Source organism: Streptomyces sp. 4F14 (genome assembly GCF_048159485.1).
In the GTDB taxonomy this organism is placed as follows: Bacteria; Actinomycetota; Actinomycetes; order Streptomycetales; family Streptomycetaceae; genus Streptomyces.
This window is the reverse complement of the sequence record NZ_JBLRVY010000399.1, coordinates 1-318: the sequence shown is the minus strand read 5'-3', so window position 1 is coordinate 318 and position 318 is coordinate 1. Positions and strand designations below refer to the sequence as shown.

Annotated in this window: 1 protein-coding gene; it reads left to right on the top strand. The window is 72.6% G+C overall.

Going from position 1 to position 318, the window contains the following annotated elements; genetic code table 11:
* Positions 1-318: GTPase (locus ACLZOT_RS51295; protein ID WP_416976157.1), on the top strand; the 318-nt coding region annotated here is incomplete at both ends.

Genomic DNA, 318 nt, shown 5'->3' with positions numbered 1-318 from the left:
AGGCCGAGGGCAAGGCGGGCGACGCGGGAACGGGCGAGGCGTTCTCGCTGGGCCTGGGCGAGCCTCTGCCGATCTCCGGCGAGCACGGCGAAGGCATGGCCGACCTGTACGGGGTCCTGGCGGCGCTGGCCCCGGGCGAGGACGAAGAGGACGACGAGGCCGAGGGCGGCGAGGACAAGCCCGTCCGCATCGCCATCGTCGGGCGGCCCAACGCCGGCAAGTCGACCTTCCTGGCCGCCGCCTCGGCCGCGCGCCCCAAGATCGCCGACTATCCCTTCACCACCCTGACGCCGAAGAACACCTTCATCGGGCGCTTCA